Genomic DNA, 24,798 nt, shown 5'->3' with positions numbered 1-24,798 from the left:
ATCCGTCCCCGGGGCGGCCCGGCTGCCGGCGGTCGCGGGCCTGCCCCGGAGCCCCGGGCCGGGCGGCACGCCGCTGGTGGCCGTGCCCGGGCCGCCGGCCCGGCTGGTCCGCACGACGGTGTTCGGCGAGGTGTGCGTCCGTGAGCTCACCCTGGCCTCCGAGACCCTGTTCACCGCGCCGGTGGCCGCCGAGCGCCGGCAGCGCGGCTGCGTCCGGTACAGCTACCTGCCGCCCGGGTCGACGACACCCCGCCGCTACCGCTGCCTGCCGGACGACGCGCCGGCGGCCGCGGGCAGCGTCACCGGGACCGCCGGGACCACGGAGACCACGGGGACCGCCGGGACCGCTGGGAGTACGGGGAGTGCCGGGGCCGCGGGGAGCGCCGGGGCCGCCGGGAGCGCTGGGGCCGCCGCGATCCGGGCGCGGCCGGTGCCGGCGTTCACCTCCACCCGCTACGGCGACCCCGGCTACGCCCAGCTCGGCCTGGCCTGCGCGGACGAGATCCGGACCGGCGGCGAGAACGGCACCGAGATCGGCGCCTACGCGGGTCTCGGACAGCCCCAGCGCGAGGCCAACCTGCGCGAACGCCTCGCCGAGTACGCCCCGTTCGGCATGGCGGCCCGGCTGATCTACGTGACCTGACCCGTCCGGTGACCGGTGACCCGGTGACCGGTGACCTGCTGAGAGGAATCGACGCTCGCGATGAAGGGCGACTTCACCCGCTTCACCTTCGACCCTCGTGCCCACAACCGCGGGGTGCTCACCCAGCAGGGCCGGGTCACCCTCGACGCCGACTGGAACGAACACGTCGCGATCGTCGATCACCTGGACCGCACCCGGGCCACCGACGTGATCGGCCCGTCCGGCGCGCCCCGGGACAACGCGGCCGGCCTGGTGACACCGCTGACCCGGTCCAGCACCGGCACCGGCACCGGGACCGTGCTGGACTACGGGGTCACCGCCGGGCGGATCTATGTGAACGGCCTCCTCCTCGAGCTCGGCGCGCCCCCGGCCGCCGTCGCCGGCGTGCTGGTATCGAGCGGACCGCCGGCGACCACCACCGTCACCCTCTCCGCCGGGGAGGGCCGGGACCTGCTGCCGGCCGCCGCCCAGGGCTCGGCCGCCGCCGAGGGCTTCTGGGTCGAGCTGTCATCGGCGTCGCCGGTGGCGTCGACCAGGCCCGAGGGGCCGTTCTACTGGGCCACGGAGGCCGTCGAGACCGCGAACGGGCAGGTCAGCGTCACCCTGGAGGGCGACGCGGGCGCGTTGCGCCCCGGCCCCGCGACGGGAGCGGTGCTGCTCCGGCGTGCCCTGACGTACCGTGGTCAGCCGGACCTGCCGGGTCCCGAGCCGATCGCGCTCCCGAATCCGTCCGACCCGCTTGGCCCATCACTGCCCGTGTCCGACGTCGTCTACCTCGACGTGTGGACCAGGCACGTCACCGCGGTGGAGGACCCGAGCCTGCGGGAGGTTGCGCTGGGTGGCCCGGACACGGCCACCCGAATACGGACGGTAGCCCAGATCCGCGTCCAGCGGGTGAACGCGGGGTCGTTGAGCTGCGCGGACGACCTTCCCGGCTGGCCGCCCGAGGCGAGCGGCGGCCGGCTGACCGTGGCGTACACCGAGCCCGAGGAGCCGCCGCGCCCGTGCTCGTTCACCGTCGACGGCGGATATCGCGGCCTGGAGAACAGGCTGTACCGCGTGGAGATCCACCGTGGGGGCCCGCTCGGCGGAGCGGGCGTCACGCATCCCGCGACGTTCGTGTGGTCCCGCGACAACGGGGCCGTCGTCTTCCCGATCGACTCGTTCGAACCCGGCGCCGGCCCGCCGCCTGCGAGCACGACGACGGTCGTCCGGCTGGCGCGCCTCGGCAAGGACCAGGCGCTGACCGTGCGGAAAGACGACTGGGTCGAGGTCCTCGACGACGCCACCGAGCTGGCGGGGAGCCCGGGGGCGTTACGACAGGTGGCCGACGTCGACGAGGCGGCCCGGACCGTCACGCTCGCCACCCCGGTCGTCGCCGTCCCCGCGGGACAGCATCCCAGGCTGCGGCGCTGGGACGTCCCCGCGTCGGCGACCGGGAAAGCCGCCCCGACGGTGGACGGCGACGGCAACGGCCTCGGTGTGCCTGTGGACGCCGGGCCGATCAGTCTTGAGGAGGGAATCTCCGTCAGCTTCTCCGGCGGGGCCTTCCGGACCGGCGACCACTGGACGTTCGCCGCCCGGGCTGCGACGGCGTCGGTGACCGAGCTGACGCAGGCCCCGCCAGCGGGAATCACCCATCGTTACCGCAAGTTGGCGCTGGTCGAGTGGAGAATTACGGGCGACAACGAGCCGCCGGCGGCGGCGGTGACCGACTGCCGGGACCTGTTTCCCCCGCTCACCGACATTCACGCCGCCGACGTCCGCGTCGAGGACTGCGCGAGCCGTCCCCTCGGGGTCGCCGACCTCCAGCAGGTGTTCGACGCCCAGTGCGCCCAGCGGGCCCTGCGCTACGTCTCCGGCGACGGTCAGGAGAGCCGGCCGGGGCGGCCGCTCCCAGGGAAGATCATCGTCGGTGTCGAGGACGGCTTCGGCCGTCCCGTCCCCGGCGTCCTGGTCACGTTCGGCCTGACCGGCGGCGGGAGCCTCGTCCGGGACGGCGAAACCATCCCGAACGACAACAACGAGCACCTGACCGACGGCGACGGGCGGATCTCCCTGACCTGGACGCTCGGCGCCGACGCCGGCACACAGACCGTCGAGGCGTACCTGCCCGCCACGGCGAGCACCGCCGCGCCGCCCACCGCGCGGCTGCCGGTCCGCTTCCGCGCGCTGGCCGTCCGCAACTTCCTGCGGCTGCGGGCCTCCGGTGGCGACGGCCAGACCGGCCGGCGCAACGGTGAACTGAGCTGTCGCCTCACGGTCGCGGTCGAGGACGCGGACGGCCAGCCGGTGAAAACGCGGATCAGGTTCACCGCGGACATCAGCGGTGACAGGGTGCGCGAATATGACGGCGACCCGGGACCGAACGCGAACACCAATCCGCTCGCGAGCTCCGTGGTGGTCACGAGCGGTCATACCGGCGCGGCCGGCCTGGCGGAGGCCGAGTGGGTGTTCGGTGACAGCAACGCCGCCTGCCACCAGGTGACCGCGACCCTTGAGGACTCCAGGTTCCCCGCGGCGCTGCCCGTCCACTTCCGGGCGTCCCTCGCCGCGGACGGCCCGGTCCCGCCGGCCGGCCCGAAAATCCGGGACAAGAACTGGGCCGTCGGCGAGAAGAGGCCCCTCGACCTGTTCTTCGGGAAAGAACCGCTGCGTGTCACCTTCACGGAACCGATGGACGAAAGCACCCTCAACCCGGGATCGTTCGTCTTCACGATCGAGCATCCCTTCCAGGCCGTCGAGTTCGGCACCTCTTATCAGGGCCTGCGAAGCACCATCCTCGTCGGGGACCTGGAGGCCGCCGGCGACGACACCTGGACGTTCAGCCCACGTCTCGTCCCGGACGGCCTCGGTGCCGACGCCGTCCAGCGGCTGATCCAGGGCTGGACCGAGCTACAGGGCCGGCTCGGCGCAAGCCGCGAGGGAGTCCGGTGCCGGGTGACGCTGAAGGGGAACCTGATACGCGGCGCGGGGGGAGCGGTGCTGACAGGTGACGACCTGGACACCTGGTTCTGGGTCGTTCCGTAGGCCACGATCCCCGACCCGCCGGTCATCATCGCCGGTCCGCCGGTCAGGATCCCCAGCGTGACCGACGTCATCCTCCCACCGGGAGCATCACGCCGGAGGGGCCGCGGGGCTGAGCGCGGGCGGCGCGCACCGGTCAGCCGCCCGGCCGGGAGCTCACCGGGCGGGGAGGATCTCGCGGGGACCGAGGACGCGGCAGATGCCGTCGCGCCGGTCGATCCCGAGCTTGGCGAGAATGTTGTGGACGTGGTTCTTCACGGTCGCGACGGAGATGCGCAGGCGGGTGGCGATCTGCTTGTTCGCGTAGCCCTGGCAGACGAGGACGGCGACCTCGATCTCCCGCCGGGTGAGCCGCCCGGGCGCCGATGCCGTCTTCCACGCGGGCTCGGCCGCCCGCACGGATCCCGCTTCCGCCGCATCCGGAGCCGCCGGCCCCGGGGACGTGCCTCCCGTCGTCGCCGCGTCCCCGGCCGGCGAGCGCTCCTCCGGCTGGCAGCCCTCGGGAGGGCAGGGCAACGCCAGGGCCGGTCCCGAGGCGGGGGCTTCCGGTGGAACGGCCGTCGCCGGAGCGGCCGTCGGGGCAAGACCGGCCTGTGGACGTTGCGCGTGGACAAGGGGATCCGTCCTCGCGAGCGTGGCCAGCCGCCGGGCGAGGCCGGCCGCGACGGCCGGCGAGCACGGCATCTCGCCGTCGGCGACACTCAGCACCGTGTAGACGAGATCGTCGAGATCGGCATCGAGCGGCAGGTAGCCGACCGCGCCGGCCTCCGCCCAGCGGACGACGTCGCCGGTCCGCGTCTCCGGCAGCCCGAGCACTATGACCCGCGCCCTGGGTGCGGCGATCAGTAAGGCTCTGACCAGTGGCGCCGGCGTGCCGGCGGGCGGGTCGAGCAGGATCACGTCCGGGCGGAGCAGGCCGGCGGTCCTGGCGGCCAGGGCGACGTCGGGCGCCGCGCCGACCACCGTGATCGGGTCGGCGTCGAGCCACCGGCACAACCAGTCGCGATAGAGCCGCACCGCGGCGACGACGAGAACGCGGACCGCCCGACGCATGTCCGCGTCCGACAGCCCGGTCCGCGATCCCCTTGCCGTGGCGGCGGGAGCGTCGCCCGAGTGTGGCGCCGTCGTGAAGTCGTCAAGGAGCATGGATATGGCCCCGTCCCCCGTCACCAATGGCTTTCAACGCGGGACCGATCGGCGATCGTGATCCGCATCTGTACATTCTTGCCCAGATCGACCCACCGTATCGGCGCATCTCTCAAGGCCGCGTCCCCGGCCGGGCGGTCACGCGTGGGTGCCGGAAACCGGAAACGATCAACAGCCGGGCTGCCTGTCGGGGAGCCTCCCTCGAACGGTGTTTCCGGTCCGACACGCCGGGCCCGGTCCGGGCGGCCGAGGATCGAGCGTTCGCCGCCGGGACTGCGCGGGTCCAGCACGGCGTGCCTGTCGAACGTGAGTGTCTCGATCCCGACCAGCCGGTACACCCAGTTGGCGTCGGTGGTGGGCACCTGCTGCCGGCCCGGCGGTATGTAGGGTCTTCGCGGCTGGCCAGAACCTGTAGCCGGACGACTACAGGGCCGGCGTCCGCAGGGTGACGGTCCGCGACTCGGCCGCGCCGTCGCGGGCGCGGTCGGCGTGGCACTCGTCGCCGAAGTGCCAGATCAGTGCCAGATCAGTGCCAGGACGGGACTCTGCTGGTACCCAAGCCGCAAGGCTGCCAGACGGTTCACGGCTGCGTCGGGTCATCATCGACTGGCGGATCTCCGCGGATGTGGAGGGCCGGCCGGGTGGCCGGTACGGCCGGGTCCTGTGTCGGCGGACGAGCTGGCGGCACACGCGACAGCCATGCGGCGCATCCAGCTGCCGTCGTGGCCGTCGACACGCCCGCGTCCGCTCCCGTTCCGCCGGGACCCAGCCCGACCGGACGCAACAGAGCCCCGCCGTCTCTGTCACGCGTCATCTCGCGGTATCCCGTATCCGGGGGTGAGGATCGCGGCCGGGTCGAACCGTGCCCGCAGGGCTTGGCGGCCAGGCCACTGCTGGCCGAAGTGGGCCCGCCAGTAGTCCGGTTGCGTCGGCACCGCGTTGATCGGGTAGACGGTGCCGCCGAGGGCGACGGCCGCGTCGCGCGTCGCCCGGTTCGCCTCGACGAGCGCCGCCGCGCCGGCGGGGTCGTCGGCACGGCCGCCGCGCAGAACCGACAGGACCCACACGGGGCCCGGTCCGGCCGGCATCGGGATCGGCGTGGGCGACCCGTCGGCGTTGCCGGGGTGGATGGGAAACAGCAGGCCGACCAGCCGGGGTTCAGCCGGTCCGGTGAGCCCCCGGGGAGCGGGGCCGCCGAATACCGATGCGGCCAGCGTGGACACGGTCGCGTCGGGCATGAGCACGGTGAGCCAGGCGTGCGGTTGGAACCACTCCCCGCTTGCCCGCGCTGCCGCCTCCGCCGGGGCCATCCGATGGACGAAGTCCCGGTAGGAGCGGGCCTCGGCCTGCCGGCCGGTCCCGGTCCCGGTCCCGGCAGCGGAGCCGGTCGCCGTGCCGGGGGCATGATCGTGGTCGGAGCGGGGGCCGTACTCGTACACGGCGGTTTCGACGGCGTACTGCCACCTGTCCGATGCGGCCAGCAGCACATGTCCCTGCAGAAAGTCGGGTCCGTCGTCGGCCGCGAGCCGTCGCAGTACGGCGAGGCAGCGATCGAGGCTGTGGTGCGCTCGCAGCCCGTAGCGCACCCGACGCGGCGCCGGCACCGTGCGAAGCGTGGCAGCGACGATCAGGCTGCACTGGCCGAGCCCACCGAGCACCCCGTGGAACAGGCTCCGGTCACGGGTGGGCGAGCAGGTCAGGAGCTGCCCGGTTCCGGTGACGACGGACAGTTCCGCGACGTTGTCGATCTGCAGGCCGTGGCGGTGGCTGGCGCCGCCGATCCCGCCGACGCTCAGGGTGCCGCCGACCGAGGTGTCCACCACGTCGGTGAGCACCGGTACGGCCCGGCTGCGCCCGAGCGCCGCGTCGACGACGTCCGCCCAGCGCGCGCCGGCCTGTGCGCGGATCGTGCTCGCGGTCACGCCATCAACCCGGTTCAGTCCGGACATGTCGACGACGAGGCCGTCCGCCGCCTGCGCCTGCCCGTACACCGAGTGTCCGCGGCCGCGAGCGGTGAGGGTGCACCCCATGTCGAGCGCCAGCCGGACGGCCCGCACGACATCGCTCACGCTCGCGGCCCGGAGCACGGCCCGGGGACGATGGTGGACGAGATGGCCGAAGTCGTCGGCCGCCCAGCGAAGGCTCGCATCGTCGCGGGTGAGGACCCCATCGAACGATGGCGCGGCGGCTGGCGGAGCTGGGGGACGGAGGGCGGCGTAGGCGCGCAGCCGGGGCTGGTCCGGCCGGCCCGGCTGACCGGGCCTGCCGGACCAGCCGGAGTCGTCGGAGTCGTCGGAGTCGTCGGACCCGCCGGGCTGGTCGAGGTCGATGCGCAGGGCAAGAATCGACCGGTCCGTCGCCGCGATGTGAGGCACCGGCCGTAGCGTCAATCGGTCGCCGGGGCCGATGCGGCCGCCCAGGACCGCGTCCGCCAGCAGATGGTGCAGGTGCACCAGCGCGCGGGACGCGGGGACACGTGCGGTCGCGATCTCCACGACCAGTTCCCGGCATGGCCGGGGCGCGGCGTCGGGCCCTTGTGGGAGGTCGATACGCCGCACTGCCTGGTCGGTGGCCAGCGGGCGTGACGCTTCGAAGGTGCGCAGCAGCCGGCACAGGCCGGTGTGTGCCGCTGCGGGGGCCGGCCCCCGCCAGGCGTAGGGCCCGGCGACATGGTCGAACGTGAACCGTTCGCGCAGGTTCGCGGGGCTGCCCGCCAGGAAGATCGTCATCGTGAGGGACCGTTGCCAGGCCGCTGCCTGGTCTGACGGTAGGGCGAGCAGGAACTCGCAGGCCGCGCGTGTCCAGGCGGCGAGGTCGAGGCGGCCGAGGACGGCGACGGCCCGCACCGGTGGGTCGTCCGGCGCTGTGCGCACCGCCTCTCGCGCGGCGAGCAGGCCGGTGATGCTGTCCAGGTCGAAGCGGGGTGCCAGGTCCGGGCGGGCCGCGCGGAAGCGGGCGGCGGCTCTCGCGCGCAGCAGTGCCTGTACGTCGCCGGCCGGCGGCGCGTCGCCGGTCACAGGTACGCCTCGGACAGCAGCTGCCTGGTCGGCGCGGGCCGTCGCCGGCCGAAGGCGTGGGAGGTCAGGCGGTAGGGATCGATGTACAGGTGACGGCCGCGGTGTCGTTCGAGCAGTTCGAGCAGCTCGGACCGGCCCGGCGGGTCGGCTGGTTCGCCACCGTGCCCCGGGGCCGGGCCGCCGCTGTTCTCGCACAGCCGTTCGGCGCGTGCGACGCAGTGGCGCAGCAGGTCCTCGCGCAGCGACTGCTCCGGCCCGGGGCCGAGGATGGCGATGAAGTACAGCCTGTAGCGGCGCACGGTGGCCCCGGCCATCTCGAGCACGTGGGACAGCAGGCGGTAGTCGGCGTCGAGTTCGGGATCGTGGGCCAGCACGATCTCGTCGTGATCGCCGGCCAGCGGCAGTAGCTCACGCAGGGCGCAGGCCAGGTAGTTGGGTCGGCCGTCGGCGGCGACGATCTGGCGCAGCGGCTGGCCGGACCGGGTCAGGTCCAGGTGCACGGGGCCGCCGTGGGCGCGCAGGTCGACCAGAACGCCCAGCTCGGCGAGCCGGTCGAGCACCGCGGCCAGATCCGCCCCGGGAGGCACATGGGCCAGCAGGCCCGGATCGTGCATTCCCAGTATCCGGTACTGGGTCTGCCAGGCCCGCAGCACGCGGACACTGGCCGGGTGGACCCAGCCGTGCTCCGCAATTCTCCGGTTCGCGCGACATCGGTTACCTGCGTTCCGCGGCGATGGCGAGATAGTCGATGCTGCGCTCGCGGTAACCCTCGAGGAACGGTGCCTCCACGCCGGTGCGCAGCGACGACCGTTCCCGCAGCTCCCAGTAAGGAATCGCCGCCTCGGTGTGCCGCGCGACGTGGAAGGGGACCAGTCCGTGGGCGGCGAGCGCGGTGAAGTAGGCGCTGCGCGGGTGCATGGCGCAGCGGTAGTGTTCGTCGATCTTCCGGGAGGCCGGCGACCGGGGGTCGACGGCGTCGTTGCGGCACCAGGTGACCGCCACGTAGCGTCCGCCGGGGCGCAGCAGCCGGGCGAACTCGCCGAACACCTCGCCGATGTCCACACACATTGTGGTCTCGTTGGAGACGATCGCGTCGAACGACTGGTCGGGGAACGGCGTATGGGCCATGTTCGCGAAGTGGAAGCGGACCCGGTCCGCCCATCCGCGGCGGCGCGCGATCCGCTCGGCGAAATCGATGTGGTGGCCGCAGTAGTTCACTCCGTCCACGCGGCAGCCGAAGCGTTCGGCAATCATGAAGGACGCGGAACTTGTCAAGATTTTTTAGGCAAGATTCTTTGTGAACTAGCCTACTTCTGATCTTTGTGTGGGGACGGCCTCCGATCTTTCGGGCGCGCCCTCGTCGGCCGGTTCGCTGTCCTCGCCGGGCCTCGTGTTGATCCCGGCCGGTTTCGGCAGCGGCAGTCGAAGTCGACCACGGTCCGGTAGCCGGCCGCTCCCGCCGCCGTCAGGATCAACGGTGTCGCCTGGCTGGTGCCCGAGGGGCGGAAGTAACGGCCCTCCCCGGGCGCCAGCCGGGCCAGCACGTCACGGCATGCCGTGATCTCCTCGCTCACCTGGGACGCGGGCAGCTCCGTCAGCGCGGGATGGGTGCAGGTATGGTTGTCCAGCTCGTGACCTGCCTGCAGGATCAGCCCGGCAAGATCCGGATAGCGAGCGGGCCATTGCCCGGCAGCAAACACGGTGATCGGCACGTTCGGCTGAAGCTTCGGCATCCTGGAGTCATCGGGTTGTGTCAGCGCAGGATGCCGGTGTGGCCGAGGGAGTAGCGGCCGGGTTGCGGCCAGACGGCCAGCCCATGCGGCTCTCGCCCGACGGGAATCCTGCTCAGCATTCTTCCCCGCGCGGGATCGTCGCCGTCGGTACCGCCGGTGTCGAAGACATAGACGACGTTGCTGCGCCGACCGGACAGCCAGAGCCGGGAGCCGTCAGCGTTGATGTTGCCCATGTCCGGGGTGCCTCCGCCGGGAATCGGCCAGGTGACCACGACCTTGCGGGTGGCGAAGTCGATGACCGACACGGAGCCCGCGGATCCGTCGTGCGGGAATGGGGGCATGTCGGACATGAGGTGACCGCCGCGGTTGGTGACGTAAAGATAGCGGTCGTTGCGGCTGGGGTAGAGCCCGTGGGTTTCCGGCCCGGTCTCGACGAACCCGATTGTCGTGAAGCTGTCACCGTCGATGAGGTGGACGCCGTCCGCGTTCATGTCGGCGACGTACCAGATCTTTCCCGCGGGTTCGATCCTGATGTCCTGGGGGGCGGCATGCGGTCCGAGGTCGAGATAGCCGACCACCCGCTGAGCAGCAATATCGATCTTGACGAGGCGACCGGCGAACTCGCAGGTGGCGATCGCGTAGGAGCCGTCCGGGGAGAAGTCTGCGTGATTGACCCCGGCGCACCGGGTGCCGACGTCGAGGCTGTGGCGCAGCGCGAAACTGTGCGGGTCACGGAAGTCGACGTGGTGGATTGCCTCGGCCATCACCATCGCGTACCTACCATCCGGTGTGAAATACAGATTGTAGGGGTCGCTGACCGGAATCGCCGGACCAGCGGGCTGGCCGGTGCGAGGGTCGATCGGGGTCAGACTGTTGCCGAGGTTGTTGTTCACCCACAGGGTGCGCAGGTCCCATGAGGGGACCACGTGCTGTGGTTCCGCCCCGGTCCGGTAGGTCGCGATCACCCGCATGGTGTTCTGGTCGATCACGGTGAGCGTCCCGTCCCGCAGGTTCGGCACGTAGACGAGCGCCGGATCGCCGCTCACCGCCGGGCTGAACATCCCGGCCCCGGCGTGGGCGTAGATGCCCGCTGTTGGCGGCACCGCCGCTGACCGCGAGGCTTCGGCCGATGTGCCGGTGTGTGGACGGGGTCCACTCGACGGATGGTGGTAGACGGCGAGCCCGGTTGCTGTAATGAGCACAATTACTAGCCCGACCAGGGCTGGGAGCAGCCGCCCGTGGCTCCTGCGGTGCCTGCGGCGTGGGGTGATGCTCATCAGTTTATATGAACTCGCGGCGTCCAGCCACGCCCACGGACGTGATGTACGGGAGTAATTTCGCTCGATCATTAGTGGGATGACCCCGGCTGTAGCAAGGATTTCGAATATATCGCGGTTCCTGTAGATGGTTAGTTACGGTGGCTGCAGACGGCTGTTCGGAGTGTTTTAGAGGAAGGGCCGGAGAATATCTGGAGCTGTCCTGGTTTCGTTCACAACCAGGGCTTTGAACGACTGTGGGAGCTCATGCTACTCGTAGCAGCGGGTTTCGTGTTCGCGGGGGCTGTGGCGTATCCGTTTGGTGGAGTGCCGGCGACCCTGCCCGCGGCCGACGACGCCGCCGGCGGGACCGGCGAACCCGACCTGTCGCCGCACCGGCACGCCGTCGGCAGCCGACGAGCCGGCGGGCCGAGGCGCGCCACCGCGCGGACGGGAGTGCTGTCGGCCCCCGCGATCGACAGGGAACAGCCACACCTCCGCCGATCGCCCGGCCTGCTGGGCGACGAGCAGCTGCTCGAGGCCGGTGAGGTTCTCGGCGACGACGGCCCCCGCGCCGATCCGGTGGGGGCCGTTGCCTGGTCCGTGCGGTGATCTGAGTGACGTGCCGCGCCCCGCTGGCCGTGGTCCGGCTATGGTCGGTATCCGGTTTGTGGCTCTTCCCGCCGAAAGGCCCGTCGGAAGGCGTAATGCGCATGGTCCGATGTGATCACTTTTGGGAGGTGGCCGGCCGCTGCCGGTCGGGGAGGTTCCGGCCCCGCTGTGGGATCCGCGGTGGGGCCAGAGGGCGGGGCGTGTGACCAGCGGTACAGGGCACGGGAAACGAGGGCTGTTCGGTCGTCGGCGACCGACCGCGTCCACGCGAAACGAAACCGTGCCATTACCAGGAGCTTCGCGTGGCCGGGTGGTGGTCATCACGGCCAGCGTCGGCGCGGGCCATGACGGGGCGGCCGTGGAGTGGGCGCGGCGCCTGCGTGATCACGGCTTCGAGGTCGACATCCACGATTTTCTGACTGTGCTGGGTCGGATACTGGGTGAAAGCATGCGCGACGCCTACGAGACGGTCCTGCACCGCGTGCCGTGGGTCTACGCGCTGCTCTTCCGGCTGACCGCGTTACCGCACGGGGCTGCGATGCTGGCCCGTAACCTCATGACGCCGTTCCTGTCGAAGCTGGGCGCTCTGTTTCCGCCCGACACCGTCGCGGTCGTGACGACCTACCCGATGGCCGGTCAGCTGCTCGGCAAACTGCGTCGGCGGGGCGCACTGGCGGTACCGGCGTTCACCTTCCTCACCGACTTCTCGGTCCACCGGCTGTGCGTGGCGCCGGGCATCGACGCCTACTACGTGTTGCACGCGGTCAGTGCCGCCCAGGCGCGAGCGCTCGGGGCCACGGAGGTCGTCATCACCGGCCCGCTGGTGTCCGGCCGTTTCCGCCCGGCCTCGGCCGCGGACCGTCGGCTGGCCCGGGAGCGGTTCGGGCTCCCGGCCGGCGAGCGGCTGGCGTTGCTGGTGGCCGGATCCTGGGGTGTCGGCGATGTCGAGCACGCCGCCACGGAGATCGCCGCTACCGGCGTGGCGATGCCGGTGGTCGTCTGCGGCCGCAACACCGCGTTACGGGAACGGCTGGACGAAGCGGGGCTGGGCTGCCCGTTGGGCTGGGTCGAGGACATGCCCGCCCTGATGCAGGCGGTCGACGTGCTTGTCGAGAACGCCGGCGGCCTGACATCCCTGGAGGCGATGGCCTGCGGGCTGCCCGTGGCCAGTTACCGGCCGATTCCCGGTCACGGTCGGACCAACGCGGCCGCCCTGGACGAGGCCGGCGTCTCGACGTGGATCCGCACCCCCTCCGAGCTGCGGGCCACCCTGGCCGAGCTGGTGGAAGGTCCCCGCGGCCGGCGGCAACGAGCCGCCGGGCTGGCGTTGTTCGCCGCCGACCCCACGGCCGTCGCCGTCCAGGCCATCGAGGGCGCGGGACGGCGGGACGGTCACCCCGGCACCGTCGGTGGGCGCACGGCCGCCGTCATCGGGCGGAAGGGACCCCTGGCAGCTGGCAACCGCTGGGCGCGGCGCGTGGTCGTGGCCGTGGCCACGGCTGTCGTCGTCGGCTGGAACATGACGGTCGGTACCCAGCTCGCGGTCGCGCACGGGTTCGACGCCGCCCGGCCGGGCGGGCGTGGCGAGGTCTTCGTCATCGTCCACCCGGGCCCGGAGACCAGTCTCGACCCGGCCGCGGTCCGTCTGTTGCAGGCCAGGCAGGTCGCGGTCGCGGTGGACGCCCCGTTGCTCCACCACCGGCCCGACCTCGCCCGGACCCTGGCGGCGTCGGGACTGACGCTGGTCAACGCCGGCGGTGGCCCGCCCTACCGGACCGGGATCGTCGGTGGCCGCTCCGCGATCAGGCACACCGCCGCCGCCGTGCAACGGGTCGGTGGCCGCCCGCTGGAGTTCTACCTCAGCAACGGCGACCTGGACGCGGTGGACCTGGGAACAGCGGCGTATCTGCACGAAACTATCGTGCTTCCGAACCAGCACGTCAGCGGCGGTTCGCTGATCCCGTCGCTACGACAAGGGGAGATCGTGCTCGTGGAGTGTGCGCAGCGGCCCGACTGCGGGCTCGCCACCACCCTCGCCGGGTTGGACCGGCAGACGGCCGGCCAGCCGATGCGGGTCGGATCGCTGGCGGAGCTCCGAGGGTGAGCGGCCTGCCCCGGCACCTGCTACGGCGTACCGCCGCGGCCGGTGCCGCCGCGACCGGGACCGTCGCGGCCGTCCACGCCCTGCCCGCGCTCACGTCGGTGCCGGGGCTGCGGCGCCGGCTCGTGCCCGGCCTGGCCGGCGTGGGAGATCCCGGCCACGTCGCGTTGACCTTCGACGACGGCCCCGACCCCACCTCCACCCCCCGGTTTCTCGAGGCCCTGGCGGCCCACGAGGTCCGGGCCACCTTCTTCCTGCTCGGCTCGATGCTCGTCCGGGCGCCGGAGCTGGGCCGGGACCTCGTGCAGGCCGGCCACGAGGTGGCGGTTCACGGGTGGGAACACCGCTACTTCGTGCTACGCGGCCCGACCGCCACGTATGACGACCTCGCCCGGGCGCGTGATCTCGTCGGTGACGTGACCGGGCAGACGCCCGCGTTCTTCCGCCCGCCGTATGGCGTGCTCAGCACCGCGGTGCTGCGGGCCGCCCGGCGCCTTCGGCTCCGGCCGGTGCTCTGGACAGCCTGGGGGAAGGACTGGAGCTCCCGCGCCACGCCGCGCTCCGTTCTCGACACCGTCCGCCGCGACCTCGTCGGCGGCGGGACCGTGCTGCTACACGACTCCGACTGCACGTCGGCCCCGGGAGCCTGGCGTTCGGCCCTGGGCGCGCTCCCCGCGCTGCTCGACGAATGCGCCGGTCGCGGCCTTCGCGTCGGGCCGTTACGCGAGCACCTCGCCCCGCGAGCAGGCGGGGAGGTCCGCCCCACCGGCCGCCTGGACGGTTCCGCAGGCCGTGCCGCCCCGGGCGCCGCGGAAGGTGCCCCGCGCACGGCAACAGCGCCGTGAGCGTGCTCGCGGTCCCGGTGGCACTCGCGTCCGCGACCTGTTTCGCATGCGCCTCCGCGCTGCAACACCGCGCCGCCAGCCAGGAACCACTCCACCAGGTCCTGGATCCGCGTCTGCTGTTCCGGCTGACGCGTCGGCCCCTCTGGCTGGCCGGCGGGATCGCCGATGTCGCCGGCCTCGGGCTGCAGACGCTGGCACTCGGCCTCGGCGCGCTCACCGTCGTTCAGGTGCTGCTTGTCAGCGGGCTGTTCCTGGCGGTGCCGCTCGAGGCCGCGTTCGAACGGCGCCGGCCCCGCCGCCGCGATCTCGCCGTGGCAGCCCTGGCCGCCACGGGCCTCGCCGTGTTCCTGCTGGCCGCGACGCCCGGCGACGGGGTCTCCGAACCGTCCAGCCTGGCCTGGTTACTGACCGTGGCCGTGGTCGGCCCGGTGGTCGCGGCGACTGTCGGCTTCGCCCGACGCGCCCGCGCGCTGCGCCGCGCCACCTACCTCGGGCTGGCGACCGGCATCACCTACGGGATGACCGCCGGGCTGTTGAAAGCCTGCGCCGAAAGGCTGAGCGCCGATCCGTCCAGCCTGTTGACCGGCTGGCAGCTGTATGCCCTCGTCGGCATCGGTGCGGCCGGGTTCATCCTCAACCAGAACGCCTTCCAGGATCGTCTCGCGGCGCCCCTGGTCGCGATCACTCTCGCCGATCCGGCGCTCAGTATGATCATCGGAGTCGCGGTGTTCCACGAACGGGTGACCGTGGACACCCCACGGGTGGCTGTGCTGCTCCTCGCGGCAGCCGCGGTAACCGCCGGGACCGGGCTGGTCACCGCCGGGCCGCCGATCGGGGAGCGCAGCGGCGACGGCAGTGACGCCGGGTCCGCGGACGCCGGATCCACCCCTGATCCACACGGTCGGGCAGGTTCCATGCAAGGGGAACGGGAAGAACCGGCTCAACCCGGTGGGGGAGTGGGTGTGGTCACCGGTGCCGGTGCATGAGGCGCTGGTCGATCTGGAGTCGTTCGTGCTGGCCCAGCAGGCCCGCCAGCTCGTCGTCGAGCAATGTGGCGACGTCGTCGGCGATCGGTGAGTCGTGTGCGGTCAGCCGGCCATGTCGACGAACCGGTTGTAGCGCCCTGGAACGCGACGGTCACCGTGCTGGTCGGGCCGTTGCGGTGCTTGGCGAGGATGAGGTCGGCCTCGCCGGCGCGCGCTGACTCCTTCTCGACCGCGTCCTCGCGGTACAACAGGATCACGAGGTCCCCGTCCTGCTCGATCTGGCCGGAGTCGCGCAGGTCGGCCAGTGCCGGCCGCTTGTCTGCGCGCAGGTCAGAGGCGCGGTTGAGCTGGCTCACGACGACGATCGGGATCTCAAGCTCCATCGCGAGCGTCTTGAGGCCGCGGCTGATCTCGCTCATCTCCTGGACGCGGTTCTCCCGCCGGCTCGTCGAGGTCATCAGCTGCAGGTAGTCGACGACAAGCAGACGCAGGTCGTTCCGGGTGACGCACTCGCTGTTTCTTAAGGAGCTGTACGTCTCCGCTGCCGCCCGGCGGCGCGGGGTCGGGCGGATGCTCATGGAGCACCTGCGGACCATCGCCGAAGAGCAAGGTCGTAGCCGCTTGGAGTGGACCACGGATCAGGAGAACACCCAGGCTCAGACCTTTTACGACGCCTTGGGTGCGCACGTGCATGACGGCAAGGTGTTTTACCGGACAGCGATTCCATCGCCGTAGTTGGCCTTGGCGCACCGCCACGTCGCCGAGACCGGGTGCGTGTGCGCGAGGCGACCGGGGAACGGTCGGCGACGGGCGAACTACACTGGCGCCGTGAGTCTGGAGGCGGGGACCGCGGCAGCGGACAAGCTGAGGAACGCGATGGTGGACGGCCTGCGGCCGTCGGGCGCGGCGCTGAGTGGCCAGGTGGACGCGGCGATGCGGGCGGTGCCGAGGCACGTGTTCGTGCCCGACGTGTCGCTGGAACGCGCTTATGGGCCCGACCCGGTGGTGACCCACCGCGACGGCGACGGGGTTCCGGTCAGCTCGGCCTCCGCGCCGGCCACGGTCGCGGGGATGCTGGAGGATCTCGACGTCCGTCCGGGGCATCGGGTTCTTGAGATCGGTGCTGGGACCGGGTACAACGCGGCGTTGCTCGCCCGTCTGGTCGGCCCGACGGGTTCCGTGACGACGATCGAGTACGACGAGGCCGTGGCGTCCGCGGCGCGCGCCGCGCTGAGCGGCCTGGGCGCGGCCGTGACCGTGGTCCACGGAGATGGCATGCTCGGTGTGCCCGGACAGGCGACATTTGACCGGATCGTGGTCACGGCGGGTGCCTGGGATGTCCAAGGGCTTGGTGGGAGCAGCTAGCCGAGGACGGACGTCTGGTGGTGCCGTTGCGGATGCTTGGCCTGACCCGAACAATTATCTTCGAGCGCGCCGGAGCGGTTCTGCGTAGCCGGTCGGTCGTGGAGGACGGGTTCATGCCGATGCACGGCGTCGGTGCCGTTCGTGAGCAGAACATCCCGGTCGGCGCCGGCCCGGACCTGACGATTCGGCTCGATGACGATCGCCCGGGGGATGCCTCGGTGCTGCGGGGCGCGTTGGATCATCCTGTGGCGGTGTGCTGGACCGGGGTCGAGGTCCCGTGGGGCTGGACAGAGCATCTCGATTTCTGGCTGGCCACGTTGGAGGGCTTCTGCCGGCTTCTGGTGTCGCGGGCCGCGGTCGATGCCGGCCGGCTGATGGCGCCGAAGGGGCCGTGGGGAAGCATGGGTGTTGTCGAGGGTGGGACGCTGGCGTATCTCACGACGCGGCCGAGCCCTGACGGCGACGCGGAGATGCCCAGCTACGAGATCGGTGCCTGCGGCTACGGCCCGCAGGGCGCCGATCTGGCGGCCCGGCTCGCCGGGCGGGTCCGCGACTGGGACCGTGACGGTGGGCAGGGCGTCCAGTTGTGGATCGAGGCATATCCGGCCGACGCCGTCCGTCCGGAGGCGTCGGGTGTGCTGCTTGCGGTCGACAAGCGCGACAGCCGGGTTCTCGTCCGGGTGGCTGAGCAGGCACCCGCCGCGGTCTGACCGTCTTGGCCGGACGGGGTCAGGACACGGACGGGGTCAGGACAGCAGCAGGGCGTCCCAGGCCGTGCGCAGGCCCTCGGGGACGGGGAACGTGGCGTGCTCGGCGAGAGCGAGCGCCGTTCCGGCGGCGCCGGTGAGGAAGCCGGGCCGGTCGGTGGCCGTGCTCCCGGCGACGTGTGCGAAACCGAAGCGGCGCGTGGGGTCGAACGCGTCGGTGACCGCGGTCGCGGCGTGCTTCGCGACGGCCGTGTTGTGGATGGTGTCGGCGGCGCGGAGGACGCCGGCGTATCCGTGGCAGAGCGTCGGTCCTTCGACGTCCCAGTGGCCCGGCCGTTCCGCGAGGAGGCGCAGCGCGTCCCGGGCGGCCTCCTCTACCGCGGGTTCTCTGGCGGCCTGGCCGGCGGGTGTGAGCGCGCGGCTGATGCCGGGAATGCCGTAGCACCAGGCGTCGGCGCGTCCGGCTGGCGGGGCGGCGTGGCCGGCATCGAGGTCGTCGCCGGTGATGTGCGGGGCCCATGTCCTGGTGCGTTCGTCGCGCCAGCGCAGCAGCCAGGCAGCGGCGTGGGTGATGGCGTCGCGTTGGCCGGGGACGGTGAATCCGGCCAGGTGGGGCGGTGGCGAGTAGCGCGAGCGGTCCGGCGATCCCGTGGGCCATGCCGGTGGTCGCCGCGCCGGAGGGGTGCGCGGTGACAGCGGCCGGGTGGCGGTCTGCGGGCAGCCACCAGCCGGGGCGGCGGCTTCCCGCTCTGTGGTTGGTCAGCGTGGTGAGCGCGGCGAGGAGCCCGGGCTCGGCGGCTGCGTGCCCTGACTGGTGGGCGGCGAGCAGGACCCTGCCGGTCCCGGCGAGGCCGGTGATGACGTCGTAGACGTGCCAGGGCGTGCTCATCGCCCGGTGGGTGAGGGCTGCGTGGTGGTGCTCGGCGAGGGTGACGGCCTGCGTGGACAGCCAGCGGGCGGCCCTGGCCGTGCTCGTGGCGTGGCGGGCTGGGTCTGGGAGGCAGGGCACGCCGATGATCAGCGACGCGGCCAGGCCCGCACCAGCGTGAAACACACGAGGTGGTCGACGCCCCGCAGGGTCTGGCGGGCCGCGTGGGTCCAGTGGTTCGCCGCGGCCGTCGCGAAATCAGCATGGACGACCGCCAGCCGGGCGTGTAACAGCGCCGTTCCGGGCAGGCCGTCGGCGAGACCGCCCGCGGCCCCGGCTGGGAGCGCGGCTGTGCCGCCGCGGGCCGCGTCGTTCACGAGGCGGCGCAGCTCGGCGAGGCGGCGGTGGGCGGCCCGGTTGAGGCGGGGGCGGCCGAGCGCGGCATGATCACAGTCGGCGAGAGTGCGTGCCACCGTCGCCGCGGTCAGCGCGGCCACGACGAGCCGCTGCTCAGGCTCATGGGTCGCGGTCAGCGTGGCGAGTACCAGGTCGCTGTCGGCCGCGAAGACCTCCTCGGCTGCCTCGATCGCCAGCGGCCCGCCGTAGCGCTCGATCTCCTGGTCGTAGGGCTCAACGCTGAATCCGGAGGCCAGAGCGTCCGCCACCAGGCGCGCGCCCCATTGGGAGACGGCGGGCAGGAGTTCGCCGCCGAGTACGGCCGGGGCCCCGTGGAAACGGACCCGCAGGTGTGGGCCGGTGGCCTGGGTGCGGTAGCACAGCCAGAACCAGCGGTCGAACATTCCGCGCAGGTCCGGGAGGATCCCGGCGAGGTCGGCGAGGATCTCGTCGTGCTGGGCCGCCGGTGCGCCGATCGCGAGCGACAGCCACGGGCCGCCTGGCAGGTAGTGCCCGGCCCCAGCTGGCCGGGGCAGCGCGGTGATAGGACGAGCCGGGGCCGGCGGGGGCGCCGTGGCGGCGAGCGGGATGACGAGTTCGAGCAGATGGCGGCCGGACGCCCGGTGACGACTTCCTGGATCGTGCCGTCGCCGCCGGGCTGCTCGGTGACGGCCCGCAGCCCGCGCCGCACATAGCGGCGCAGCAGCTCCGCGTCCCGCGGATCGTCGAGGTCGAGCGGGAGCTGTCGTTCGTCATCGTCGGTGACGACCACGGTCGGAGGTGGCGGGACGGTGGACGTCCGCCAGGAGCGCAGCTGGGCCGGCCAGGCCGCGGTGTCGCGCGCGGCGTCCGTCAGCAGCCTCGGCAGGCGCCACCGGGCGGGCGCGAGAATCGTCAACCTATACCGCACCCGTGGCTGGAAAGCGGTGTCACGCAGCGGCCCCCAGGAGAACAGCCGCCACGGGCGGCACCCGGACCGGCCCAGCAGCGCCAGCAGCCGGGCCTCCGCCGGCAGGTAACGCGGCCCGATCCGAGAGTTCAGGACCGGCACGACCTGACACCGGCGATCCCGAGACCACAGCGTGAGGCGCGCGGCGTCGGCCACGAGCAGCAAGTCGTCGAGTCGTAGATCACCCGGCCGGGCGGGGATCCCGACGGGGATACGAATCGAGGCGACACCGGTCGGCGGGGCGATCGTCGCCAGCACCGGAATGCGGGGCCGGGCCACCACCTCCGCGACGAGCGCGTCTGCGGGCGGGTCGGCCACGCGCGGCGTGCTACCCGGAAGCAGTGAGGTGAACCGGCCGGCGCTCGACCCGGCGTCCTGGGTGCCACCGACGTAGAGCGCCAGGTGCAGCCGGCCGGCGGCCAGGTCCTCCTCGGAGGCGGCGAGCACGCGGGCGCCAAGCGACACCAGCCGGCCGTACCCGCCTGCGCGAACGCACCGCGGTCGAGCACACCCTCGCCCACGTCGGCCACTGGCAGGGCCGCCGCGCCCGCTACCGCGGGCAGCGCAAGAACCTGTTCGACCTACGCCGCACCGCCGTCGTCCACCACCTCCACGTCATCGCCCGCCACAGAAACGATCAGCAAGCAGCCTGACTACCTGACCGGCGCTCTAGTCTGCGCCGATAGCGGTGCGCTGCGGACCAAGGACTGAGTGGGTGGAGATGGCGACGGCACGGATGAGCCTGCGGGAGAAACAGGACGATCTTCGTTCCCGCATGCGGGCTCTGGGGATGGGGCGCGGTGAGATCGCCGCTGAGTTCGCGAGGCGTTATCAGTTTCGGCCTCGTACGGCGTGGCGGCACGCCCACGGCTGGACGCTGAATCAAGCCGCGCGCCAGGTCAACGATGTCGCCGCGCGAACTGGATACGACGAGCTACGTATTCTGGTCGGGGATGTGGGTAGGAGCACCGAACAGCCAGGCCAGGATGACGGCCGCCAGCGTCTCCGCGGTGAGCAGGGCGACGAGGACGACCAGCTGGAAGCGTGCCGCGTCCGTGGGGCTTGCCCCGCCGAGCAGGGCGCCGACGAACGCGCCGGGCAAGGTGACCAGCCCGACCGTGCGGGTCTGGTCGACGGCGGGCAGCAGGGCCTCCCGGACGGCGGTACGGGTGAGGTCCGCGACCGCCTGGCGCGGTGTGGCGCCGAGGGCGAGCCAGGCCTCGACCTCGGCGCGGCGGCGCACCATCGCGTCGAACAGCCGCCGGCCGGTGAGGGTGCAGGCCGTCATGGCCCCGCCGATCACGATCCCGCCGGCTGCGACCAGATAGCGTGCGGATCGGTCGAGCAGCGGGACGGCGAAGATGATCCCGAGTGTGACCGCCGCGCCGGCCGTGCAGGCGGTGAGGACCACACGCCCGGCGTGGGGGAAGCCGGTGAGGCGGCCTGTCGCGGTCAGAGTCGCGACGGTGAGCATCATGGCGAGGACCGCGATCGTTGTCGCTGGAGCGGCCAGCACCCCGCGCAATGCCAGGCCGACCAGGGCGAGTTGGGCGACCGCACGGGCCGCGGCGGTGACCATCGCCCGGCGAAGCGGCACCCGGGCGACGGTGAGGCAGGTGACCGCAACGGCCAGCAGACCACCCAGGCCCGCGGTCATCCGTACGACATCGCCCACAGGCTTACTGTGCGGCCTCGAGCTCGCCGACGAGTCGACCGACAAGCTCGACCGCTACACCGAGTAGCGCATGCTGGGGCTGCCGCGAGAACGGGCGAACACTGGGCGCGGCGCGCTGATCGTTACATACAGCGTCGAGACCGTCTAAACCACCGGCCCATGCGATTACTATGAGTGACAGAAAGATCGACCTGTGGTGAGCGGGAGTTCCGCACCAGCTGGAGGAACCGGGTATCGGGTCCGACCAAAAATCGTTAGCGGGGCATGGCGCCGTTTCCAGCGTTTCTTGGTCGCTCCACGCGGATAGGGCCGGCTCGGAGGGTCTTCAGTCAGGTACCGGTGTTCGGGCCGAGGCCGGCGAGGAGTTCGGTCAGGGCTGTTCGTTCGTGGTTCATGTCCGGGTTCGTCGAACGAAGTGCGCGTAGCGCCGTGTCGATCTTGTCATCGATTGCGCTCCAGGCGGACTTGTCCTTTGGCTTCAGGCGCGCTTCGGCGTCGTCCCACGCGGTTTCGAGGTCGCTGATACGGGAGGTGGCGGAGGACTGCTGGCCGGCGTTCAGGCGATCCAGCGTGTCCTGTGTGATGGTCCGGAACTTCGAGAGGTCGCCGAGAGGAGAGGTCTGTGTTGTCTGGCCGGCGCTGGAGGCCAGGCCCGGGGTGCCGCTCTCCAGTGCGGACTTGCGCAGGAAGTATCCCGTCCCCGCGGTGACGAGAATGAGGGCCACCACGACGACCGTCTGCGCCAGGCCGCCCTGTCCCGGCGGTCCTGTTGGCCCTGTCGTCGTGCCGGTGTCGTAGGTCGAGGCGGTCGGGATGACGTCCACTTTCGTCGCCGAGAAATAGACGACGATGCCGATGATCCCGGCCGTGAAGATCACGCTTGTCAGTGTGGCGCCCAGGCCCAGCCCGCCCGCGTCCGGTGACTGGGAGAGGTAGTCACCGATCGACGCGCCGAGCGGCCGGGTCAGAATGTAAATGAGCCAGAAGGCGAGAACGGGGTTGAGCCCGAATCGCCACCCGATGGCGAGAGCGGCGATCAACGCCGCCATGATGACGCCTGTCATCAGGTAGCCGATTCCGAGCACCTCGGCCATGAGATCGCCGGTTGCTGTACCGAGGGCGAAGGTGACGAGAATGGTCAGCCAGTAGAATGCCTCGCGCCGCCGGGTGAAGATCGAGTGGATGGAGAGCGTCTTCTCGGTCAGGTACCACGCGAGGAAGGTGAGCGCGAGAAGGACACCGAAGATCAGAGTGCTCGTTTCCAGCGGCACGCCGAGGTTGTCCGTGAGGTTGTCGGTCACCAGTGTTCCGAATACGCTCACGAATGCCACCGTGAGCCAGTACCTGGCCGGTACATAGCGGCTCGCGGTGAACTGAAGGATCAGGGCGCCGACGAGGAGGACACCGGTGACAACGGATGTCCCGGTCAGACCGATGTCCAGGTCGACGTTCAGGAAGTCGGCGGCCGATTCACCGACCGTCGTACAGAGGACCTTGATGATCCAGAAGAATATGGTGACTTCTGGGACCTTGCTGAGGGGCCGACGAACCGGCGCGAGAGTGTCGTCTGCGGTGACGAGGCTGCGTTGTGAGGTCATGGGTCTCTTTCTCGGTTCGTCTGTCGCGGTGGGCGGACCGGCGACGGGGGGAGCCGGGGAGGACGGATCGGCCGTGGGGTGTTGCCTGCCGTCCAACCGCGCGGTGCTTCCTCCCCTGTCGACGGCCCGGTGGCCAAGGCGCTGTGGTGTCGATATCCTGCACGTCGCTTCATGTAAGGAAGATGTGAGGGCGTGCGGGCGTCAACCGCGTTCCCGCCCGCGCCTTCACCGTCTACAACATCGTCGGGGGTCTCGTCTGGGCGCTCGGCGTGACGCTGCCAGGATATTCTCTCGGTCGCTCGATCCCGATCGACCACTACATCATCCCCATCGCCCTGGCTGTTGTCCTGCTGTCCGCGATCCCGGTCTGCATGAGCTCGTCCAGCAGCTAAAGAACCGTGGCGACGGCGTCCCGGCGCGACCGGAAAATCGCCCGTCGCCCGGCTCGATGGGGTGATGAGCGACCTGCCGGCCGTCAGTGTGGAATGCTTTCACCCACTGCCGGCAGAACTCGACAACGTCGCCTTGCGAGTAAGAAGGGCGAGCGAGCGGGTTCTGGTCAGAAACTGTCGTGTGGTGTCATAGCGAGCATCATGATTGTCGAGGACGACAGTGGGACCGGTGAGCGGCTGGCCGCTGTGCTTCGTGCGCTGCGCCATGGCAGCGGGCGGTGCCCCGACGGCGCGGCGGCGTTGGCCCGCGCTGCCCGCGGCCCCGTCGACCTGGTGTTGCTGTGATGTACCCAACTCTTATGATCTTGTTCTGATGATCGGCGGCGGTTTGTGTCAACGAAGTGGCCCAACTTTCCGAGTCCGGGACCCACTTAGTGATCTCCGGAGCTCTTGATCGCGGGCGAGTTCTGGCCCCACCCCGGCCTTCCTCGCCGGCGAGTGTGGTCCTCGCTGTCCTTCGCTGTCGAAGCCGGCCCGTTGTCATTGAGTCTGGCCCGTTGGGAGTTCGTGCCAGTAAAGTTGGCCCGGTTCTGATCCTGACGATCTAATTTCGGCCGGGTGCGAGCGGATCCACACCGAGCTGGATGCCCTGTTCGACGCCCTCCTCATCGCCCGCCACGCGGTGGAGCGGCTGAACCTGGGCCTGGCGGGCGTCTGCGCTGGGATTGATCGCAGAGCCTTGACTTCAAGTTCGGTTCAGCTCTTAGCGTCCGGCGTGGACCCCCTACCGAGGAGGAACCATGGCTCGGATTCAGATGCGGCCGGTGCTTGACGACGACCCGGCGGCACACGCCGCGGCCGAGGCGGCCATGGCCCGTCTCGCGACCGAGTTGCAGGAAGGCCTGGACGCCGGCGACGCGGACGTCTATGACCAGTCCTTTGCCGCGGACGTGTTGTGGGGCAGTCCCTACGGCGCCAGCCTGGCTGGCTTCGACGAGTTGATCGCCGTGCATCGTCGGCTCATGGGCGCCCGGGTCGCACCGCGTTCAGAGTTCCAGGTCGTCGCCGTGCGCGCCCCGGCGCCCGGAATCGCGATAGGGCAGATCCGCCGGCGAGCACACGACGGCACCGGGTTCTCGGAGATGGCCCTGTACACCCTGATCGAACGGGACGGCCGGTGGTGGCTGGCCGCCGCGCAGAACACGCCGATCGCCGAGGCGCCGGCATGATCGTGACCCTCGCGCAGGGCCCAGCTCGGACGGGACCGGGTGCTGATCGGTGGCGCGGTCACCCACCGACAGCGCCCGGCCACCGCGGGCGGGATCACCTTCCTCAACATCGAGGACGAGACGGGGATGGTGAACGTGATCTGCATGCTCGGGCTGTGGCAGGGCTACCACCGGGTCGCCCGCGCCAGCCCGGCGCTGCTGATCCGTGGTGTGGTGGAGAAGGCGGACGGTGTGGTCGGCCTGCTCGCCGACC

The 24,798-nt window shown here is 71.4% G+C and carries 21 protein-coding genes and 6 pseudogenes; 13 read left to right on the top strand and 14 right to left on the bottom strand.

The features are described 5' to 3' along the window. Both NBX02_RS17455 and NBX02_RS17450 read left to right on the top strand, forming a co-directional pair. Window positions 1-643 (top strand): annotated as a pseudogene (locus NBX02_RS17455) (hypothetical protein); the annotation flags it as partial. A gap of 60 nt (window positions 644-703) precedes the next feature. After that, the gene (locus NBX02_RS17450; protein WP_250281608.1) at window positions 704-3,673 is read left to right on the top strand and encodes a DUF6519 domain-containing protein; all 2,970 of its coding nucleotides are present in this window, start codon (window positions 704-706) and stop codon (window positions 3,671-3,673) included. Window positions 3,674-3,826: 153 nt separating this feature from the next. On the opposite strand, the gene NBX02_RS17445 is transcribed toward NBX02_RS17450, so the two are convergent. The 7 genes from NBX02_RS17445 to NBX02_RS17415 form a co-directional block, all read right to left on the bottom strand. After that, on the bottom strand, window positions 3,827-4,723 hold the full coding sequence (locus NBX02_RS17445; RefSeq protein ID WP_250292252.1) for a response regulator transcription factor: 897 nt from the start codon (window positions 4,721-4,723) through the stop codon (window positions 3,827-3,829). Window positions 4,724-4,836: 113 nt separating this feature from the next. Beyond that, window positions 4,837-5,178: a hypothetical protein gene (locus tag NBX02_RS17440; RefSeq protein ID WP_250292250.1), complete on the bottom strand. Its 342-nt coding sequence runs from the start codon at window positions 5,176-5,178 to the stop codon at window positions 4,837-4,839. A 441-nt stretch (window positions 5,179-5,619) separates the two neighbouring features. Continuing rightward, window positions 5,620-7,833 carry a DUF6182 family protein gene (locus tag NBX02_RS17435; protein ID WP_250292249.1) on the bottom strand — a complete coding sequence of 738 codons (2,214 nt, stop codon included), beginning with the start codon at window positions 7,831-7,833 and terminating at the stop codon, window positions 5,620-5,622. Beyond that, complete coding sequence (locus NBX02_RS17430; RefSeq protein WP_250292246.1) at window positions 7,830-8,486, bottom strand: hypothetical protein; 657 nt, start codon at window positions 8,484-8,486, stop codon at window positions 7,830-7,832. Before NBX02_RS17430 ends, NBX02_RS17435 begins: the two co-directional genes overlap by 4 nt. Window positions 8,487-8,547: 61 nt before the next feature. Further along, window positions 8,548-9,108: a class I SAM-dependent methyltransferase gene (locus tag NBX02_RS17425; RefSeq protein ID WP_250292244.1), complete on the bottom strand. Its 561-nt coding sequence runs from the start codon at window positions 9,106-9,108 to the stop codon at window positions 8,548-8,550. Window positions 9,109-9,140: 32 nt separating this feature from the next. Further along, entirely contained in the window at window positions 9,141-9,566 is a 426-nt protein-coding gene (locus NBX02_RS17420) for a polysaccharide deacetylase family protein (RefSeq protein WP_250281594.1), read from the bottom strand. 20 nt (window positions 9,567-9,586) lie between these two features. Beyond that, window positions 9,587-10,843 carry a YncE family protein gene (locus NBX02_RS17415; RefSeq protein WP_445548503.1) on the bottom strand — a complete coding sequence of 419 codons (1,257 nt, stop codon included), beginning with the start codon at window positions 10,841-10,843 and terminating at the stop codon, window positions 9,587-9,589. 246 nt (window positions 10,844-11,089) lie between these two features. Between NBX02_RS17415 and NBX02_RS17410 the strand changes: the two genes are divergently transcribed. The 4 genes from NBX02_RS17410 to NBX02_RS17395 all read left to right on the top strand — a co-directional run bounded on the left by NBX02_RS17410 (window position 11,090) and on the right by NBX02_RS17395 (window position 15,366). Further along, complete coding sequence (locus NBX02_RS17410; protein ID WP_250281590.1) at window positions 11,090-11,434, top strand: hypothetical protein; 345 nt, start codon at window positions 11,090-11,092, stop codon at window positions 11,432-11,434. 310 nt (window positions 11,435-11,744) lie between these two features. Continuing rightward, complete coding sequence (locus NBX02_RS17405) at window positions 11,745-13,538, top strand: MGDG synthase family glycosyltransferase (protein WP_250281588.1); 1,794 nt, start codon at window positions 11,745-11,747, stop codon at window positions 13,536-13,538. Between the two features lie 5 nt (window positions 13,539-13,543). Next, on the top strand, window positions 13,544-14,380 hold the full coding sequence (locus NBX02_RS17400; RefSeq protein ID WP_250281624.1) for a polysaccharide deacetylase family protein: 837 nt from the start codon (window positions 13,544-13,546) through the stop codon (window positions 14,378-14,380). Beyond that, a complete protein-coding gene (locus tag NBX02_RS17395) occupies window positions 14,377-15,366 on the top strand; it encodes a DMT family transporter (protein ID WP_250281586.1) in 990 nt (329 codons plus the stop codon). Before NBX02_RS17400 ends, NBX02_RS17395 begins: the two co-directional genes overlap by 4 nt. Before the next feature lie 102 nt (window positions 15,367-15,468). Here the strand turns inward: NBX02_RS17395 and NBX02_RS17390 are convergent. Continuing rightward, window positions 15,469-15,866 (bottom strand): annotated as a pseudogene (locus NBX02_RS17390) (DnaB-like helicase C-terminal domain-containing protein); the annotation flags it as partial. A gap of 70 nt (window positions 15,867-15,936) precedes the next feature. Here NBX02_RS17390 and NBX02_RS17385 point away from each other — a divergent pair. The 3 genes from NBX02_RS17385 to NBX02_RS17375 all read left to right on the top strand — a co-directional run bounded on the left by NBX02_RS17385 (window position 15,937) and on the right by NBX02_RS17375 (window position 17,441). Next, window positions 15,937-16,101, top strand: coding sequence for a GNAT family N-acetyltransferase (locus NBX02_RS17385; protein WP_250292243.1), 165 nt, complete (start codon window positions 15,937-15,939; stop codon window positions 16,099-16,101). A 93-nt stretch (window positions 16,102-16,194) separates the two neighbouring features. Next, a complete protein-coding gene (locus NBX02_RS17380; protein ID WP_250281582.1) occupies window positions 16,195-16,731 on the top strand; it encodes a methyltransferase domain-containing protein in 537 nt (178 codons plus the stop codon). A 17-nt stretch (window positions 16,732-16,748) separates the two neighbouring features. Continuing rightward, window positions 16,749-17,441: a hypothetical protein gene (locus NBX02_RS17375; RefSeq protein ID WP_250292241.1), complete on the top strand. Its 693-nt coding sequence runs from the start codon at window positions 16,749-16,751 to the stop codon at window positions 17,439-17,441. Between the two features lie 36 nt (window positions 17,442-17,477). On the opposite strand, the gene NBX02_RS23335 is transcribed toward NBX02_RS17375, so the two are convergent. The 4 genes and pseudogenes from NBX02_RS23335 to NBX02_RS23325 all read right to left on the bottom strand — a co-directional run. Next, the gene (locus NBX02_RS23335; RefSeq protein WP_445548505.1) at window positions 17,478-18,047 is read right to left on the bottom strand and encodes a lanthionine synthetase LanC family protein; all 570 of its coding nucleotides are present in this window, start codon (window positions 18,045-18,047) and stop codon (window positions 17,478-17,480) included. A gap of 4 nt (window positions 18,048-18,051) precedes the next feature. After that, window positions 18,052-18,327, bottom strand: a pseudogene (locus NBX02_RS23330) (lanthionine synthetase LanC family protein); the annotation flags it as partial. A gap of 128 nt (window positions 18,328-18,455) precedes the next feature. Beyond that, window positions 18,456-19,190: a thiopeptide-type bacteriocin biosynthesis protein gene (locus NBX02_RS17370; protein WP_445548504.1), complete on the bottom strand. Its 735-nt coding sequence runs from the start codon at window positions 19,188-19,190 to the stop codon at window positions 18,456-18,458. Between the two features lie 272 nt (window positions 19,191-19,462). Next, window positions 19,463-20,098, bottom strand: a pseudogene (locus tag NBX02_RS23325) (lantibiotic dehydratase); the annotation flags it as partial. On the opposite strand from NBX02_RS23325, the pseudogene NBX02_RS17360 reads away from it, so the two are divergent. Then, window positions 20,098-20,304, top strand: a pseudogene (locus tag NBX02_RS17360) (hypothetical protein); the annotation flags it as partial. The pseudogenes NBX02_RS23325 and NBX02_RS17360 overlap by 1 nt on opposite strands. A gap of 281 nt (window positions 20,305-20,585) precedes the next feature. Here NBX02_RS17360 and NBX02_RS17355 read toward each other — a convergent pair. Together NBX02_RS17355 and NBX02_RS17350 are read right to left on the bottom strand one after the other, a co-directional pair. Beyond that, window positions 20,586-21,308 carry an ABC transporter permease gene (locus tag NBX02_RS17355; protein ID WP_250281576.1) on the bottom strand — a complete coding sequence of 241 codons (723 nt, stop codon included), beginning with the start codon at window positions 21,306-21,308 and terminating at the stop codon, window positions 20,586-20,588. A 347-nt stretch (window positions 21,309-21,655) separates the two neighbouring features. Continuing rightward, entirely contained in the window at window positions 21,656-22,924 is a 1,269-nt protein-coding gene (locus tag NBX02_RS17350) for a hypothetical protein (protein WP_250292236.1), read from the bottom strand. A 593-nt stretch (window positions 22,925-23,517) separates the two neighbouring features. Here NBX02_RS17350 and NBX02_RS17345 point away from each other — a divergent pair. From NBX02_RS17345 to NBX02_RS17335, 3 genes and pseudogenes are all read left to right on the top strand, one after another. Continuing rightward, the gene (locus NBX02_RS17345; protein ID WP_250281573.1) at window positions 23,518-23,661 is read left to right on the top strand and encodes a hypothetical protein; all 144 of its coding nucleotides are present in this window, start codon (window positions 23,518-23,520) and stop codon (window positions 23,659-23,661) included. A gap of 455 nt (window positions 23,662-24,116) precedes the next feature. After that, entirely contained in the window at window positions 24,117-24,545 is a 429-nt protein-coding gene (locus NBX02_RS17340; protein WP_250281571.1) for an SgcJ/EcaC family oxidoreductase, read from the top strand. 36 nt (window positions 24,546-24,581) lie between these two features. After that, window positions 24,582-24,798 (top strand): annotated as a pseudogene (locus tag NBX02_RS17335) (hypothetical protein); the annotation flags it as partial.

The sequence above is a fragment of the Protofrankia sp. CiP1_Cm_nod1 genome (genome assembly GCF_920888515.1).
In the GTDB taxonomy this organism is placed as follows: domain Bacteria; phylum Actinomycetota; class Actinomycetes; order Frankiales; family Frankiaceae; genus Protofrankia.
Note: the sequence above shows the minus strand (reverse complement) of the source record. Positions and strands in the feature narration are given on the sequence as shown.